The organism is Sporomusa sp., from assembly GCF_057736855.1.
Genome location: NZ_JBYKYF010000235.1, coordinates 1421 through 4906, shown reverse-complemented (window position 1 = coordinate 4906; position 3486 = coordinate 1421). Strand labels below are relative to the sequence as shown.

The following is a 3486-nucleotide window of genomic DNA, read 5'->3' as shown; positions in this document are numbered from 1 at the left end:
TGACGAGACATTGCCGCCGGTGGAGGCACTAGCTCGCCATGTACTGGAGAACCAGGAAGCTGGAGCTTCCATTTATGTACAAAAAGTTATTGAACAGGAACTGAAAAAAGTGAAAGCCAGAGGTCTGGTTCTTTACGGCTATCTTGGCTGCTCTTATGGCAGTGTTGCCAGGGAAATGTGGCGGGACTATTTTCATAAAAGGGGCTTCCCGAGTATCAATATTGAAGGCACTTTCCAGGTAGGGCCACCTACAGGGCAAATTCTGACAAGAATCAGAGCCTTCGTTGAAATGCTGGCCTAGAGTGGAGAAAATCCCGAGCATTAACCTGGAAGGCTCCTTTCAGACCGGGGCACCCAGCGGCCAGGTATTGACCAGGGTAAAAGCCTTTGTGGAAATGCTTGCTTAGCAACAAGAGCAGGGTAGCTGGAGGGAATAGTAATAAAATCCTGTCATATTTTGCATAAGTATGGCAGGATTTCTCTGTTGTATAAAGTAATTTGATAGCTGGTAAATTCCGGCAAAAACTATGAGATTATTTGATGAAATCCCAAAAGAGTACTTTACAACAAGAATCGGATACCTTATAATACCATCATAACCTGTAAATGTAAGCTGACCGATTATTTGGTGGCGGCTGACTAGTTAATACACTAGAGGCCGGGAAAATGCTTTAAAGCATTATCCCGGCCTTTTCGCATTCTCCCCAATACACATTTTTGTTTTCAGAAAGAGGGTCAATAGATGAAAAAAATAAGTATATGGCTTCCGATTTTATCGACTCTGTTAGCAATTATTGTTGAAAGTTTCATGGCAAACGGTGGCAGGCACACGCCAGTACAACATCCCTATTTTAGCTACTTGCTGCTATGTTTTCTCATCGGTTTCGCAAGTATTACGGTGGCCGCTTATTTTAGTGCCAAAGCCAAAGCATGGATGGAAGAACAGGCTTTGTTTTTTGCGGCAACAATTTTATTTTTAAATATACTTAACATTGTAACCAAAAAGCTGGGATTATTGCCGGTGATCTACTTTCCGTCCCTGGATAAAATCCTGGGCGTAATTGTCGAAGACAGAGAATTTCTCGCCCTTTGTCTGGCCTCTTCTGGCAAATTGCTATTTACCGGATATTTTTTTGGAGCCATTGCCGGCTTTGCTACCGGCATTGCCGTAGGGTTCAGCAAGGGAGCCGCATATTGGATAAACCCGTTGATTCGGGTTTTGGGCCCGATTCCATCCACCGCCTGGATTCCACTGGTGCTTATTAGCTTTCCCACCACATTTTCCGCCAGTGCCTTTTTGATTGCGCTGGCCGTTTGGTTTCCCACAACCGTAATGACCAGCAGTGGGATTTTAAATGTACAAAATGCGTATTTCGAAGTATCCAGCACTCTAGGAGCCGGAAAATACTATCAAATATTTAAGGTAGGTGTTCCTGCATCCATGCCCCATATGTTTATTGGGCTATTTAACGGAACTTGCGCCTCGTTTATCACGTTGATGACGGCAGAAATGCTGGGGGTCAAAAATGGTATCGGCTGGTACATTAACTGGCAGAAGGAGATGATGGCTTATGCGAATGTCTATGCAGGACTTATCTTGATTGCTGTTACCTTTTCTGTTCTCATTACATTATTGTTTAAAGTACGTGATTATGTACTTGTATGGCAGAAAGGAGTCATTAAATGGTAGGGGAAATTAAGATCGAAGGAGTTGTCAAACGCTTTCCTCAGCAGGATGCCGAGGATGTTGTTGCCCTCAGCGGTATTGATTTAACTATTGCAGCCGGAGAATTTGTATCCCTCATTGGACCTTCCGGCTGCGGCAAATCTACATTGCTGAGGCTGATTGCCGGCCTAAACTGCGCCGATGAAGGTAAGCTGTTTATTGACAATCAGGAAATCAGCCAGCCATCATATGAACGCGGACTGGTATTTCAAAACCCCATGCTGTTTCCCTGGCTGAATGTCTATGATAATGTGGCTTTTGGTTTGAAAGCCCGCGGCGTGTATAAAGAACGCAAACAGGAAGTTCATAAATTTATCGATTTGGTGGGATTGTCAACTTTCCACAAATCATATCCGCATCAGCTTTCCGGTGGTATGGCGCAGCGGGCAGCGCTGGCAAGAGCTTTAGTGAATTATCCCAAGGTGCTGCTGCTGGATGAACCGCTTGGTGCGCTTGATGCATTTACGCGTATGAACATGCAGGATGAGTTGCTCCGCATTTGGCAGGAGCGAAAGACCACTATGATTATGGTGACCCATGACGTAGACGAAGCCATATACCTATCAGACCGCATCATTGTTATGACTCCAAGACCGGCCAAGATAGAAAGCTGCATCACCGTAAAGCTATCAAGACCCAGAGCCCGCAGTAATCCGGAATTCTTACATTTGCGCTCAAAAATCTTGGGGATATTGAATTACGCCGGCAATGAAAAAGAACCCAATTATTATTTATAAGAGGTGAAAGTATGAATAGGAAAAAACAAACAGTGATAATTGCCTTGACGGTAATTTTGACGCTAGTATTAACGGCTTGCGGACAAAAACCGGTGACCAAGGCGGACGATTTTGTGCTGAAAATCGGTTATACCGGCAGCTTGTGTGAAGCGCCGGTACATGTAGCTGTGGAAAAGGGCTTTTTTGCTGAGGAAGGCTTGAAGGTAGATTTAATTAAGCTGGCGCCGGGGACAACTTTTGAAGCCATTACCGCCGGCAAGATCGATGCAGCCTTTGGTCTCTTGGCAAGCCTGATGCAGCCGCTTTCCAACGGGCTGCCTATTAAAATCACCACAGGCTTGCACACCGGCTGCGACAAGGTGCTGGTGGCTAACGATTCCGGAATCAAGACATTGGCAGATTTGAAGGGCAAAAGGATAGGGGTTCCCAGTATGACCAGCAGCCCAATTATTTTTGCCAAACGGGCGCTGGCCGATGCCGGTGTGGGAGTAAGTGAGAAAAATATGGAAGTAGAGTTTGCTGTCTTTAATGCCAGCGATCTTCCTATTGCTTTGAAAAACGGCTCAGTGGATGCGCTAGCGATGAATGACCCGACGGCAGCCGTAGCCCAAAAGGAATATGGACTGGTTACGCTGGTAGATTCGGCATTAACTGAACCCTACAAAGATCAGTATTGCTGCGCAGCGTATGTCCGGGATAATATAGCCAGCGATTATCCGGAAATTGCGGCAAAATATACCCGCGCGATGCAGAAGGCCAGTGCTTGGGTACAAAAGAATCAGGATGAAACGGCAAAAATACAGGTTGAAAAAAAATGGGTTGCCGGTGACGCTGCCTTCAATGCCAATGTGCTGAAAACCTATAATTATATCCCCTCGGTTAAAGGGGCTTATGATGCCTTTGGTATAACGGCAAAACAGTTGCAGCAGGTAGGTATGCTGCATAACAGTGTGGATGTGGAAGCGTTGCATAAAAATAGCTTTGTCTTTTTCAAAGATGTGCAGGACACTGTTCAATAGAATA

General features: G+C 45.3%; 4 protein-coding genes. All 4 read left to right on the top strand.

The features are described from left to right. Positions 1-301 (top strand): 2-hydroxyacyl-CoA dehydratase (locus tag AC29Z1_RS13480; protein ID WP_488271975.1); only part of this gene is annotated, 301 nt, incomplete at its 5' end. A gap of 441 nt (positions 302-742) precedes the next feature. Next, the gene (locus tag AC29Z1_RS13475) at positions 743-1690 is read left to right on the top strand and encodes an ABC transporter permease (protein ID WP_488271974.1); all 948 of its coding nucleotides are present in this window, start codon (positions 743-745) and stop codon (positions 1688-1690) included. Then, positions 1684-2463, top strand: coding sequence for an ABC transporter ATP-binding protein (locus tag AC29Z1_RS13470; protein ID WP_488271973.1), 780 nt, complete (start codon positions 1684-1686; stop codon positions 2461-2463). The genes AC29Z1_RS13475 and AC29Z1_RS13470 overlap by 7 nt, the downstream gene beginning before the upstream one ends. 11 nt (positions 2464-2474) lie before the next feature. Beyond that, positions 2475-3482, top strand: a complete 1008-nt coding sequence (locus AC29Z1_RS13465; RefSeq protein ID WP_488271972.1) for an ABC transporter substrate-binding protein — start codon at positions 2475-2477, stop codon at positions 3480-3482. Positions 3483-3486: the final 4 nt, after the last annotated feature.

Coding starts and splice junctions, on each gene's coding strand:
- AC29Z1_RS13475 (WP_488271974.1), top strand. CDS start 743: ATGAAAAAAATAAGTATATGGCTTCCGATTTTATCGACTCTGTTAGCA.
- AC29Z1_RS13470 (WP_488271973.1), top strand. CDS start 1,684: ATGGTAGGGGAAATTAAGATCGAAGGAGTTGTCAAACGCTTTCCTCAG.
- AC29Z1_RS13465 (WP_488271972.1), top strand. CDS start 2,475: ATGAATAGGAAAAAACAAACAGTGATAATTGCCTTGACGGTAATTTTG.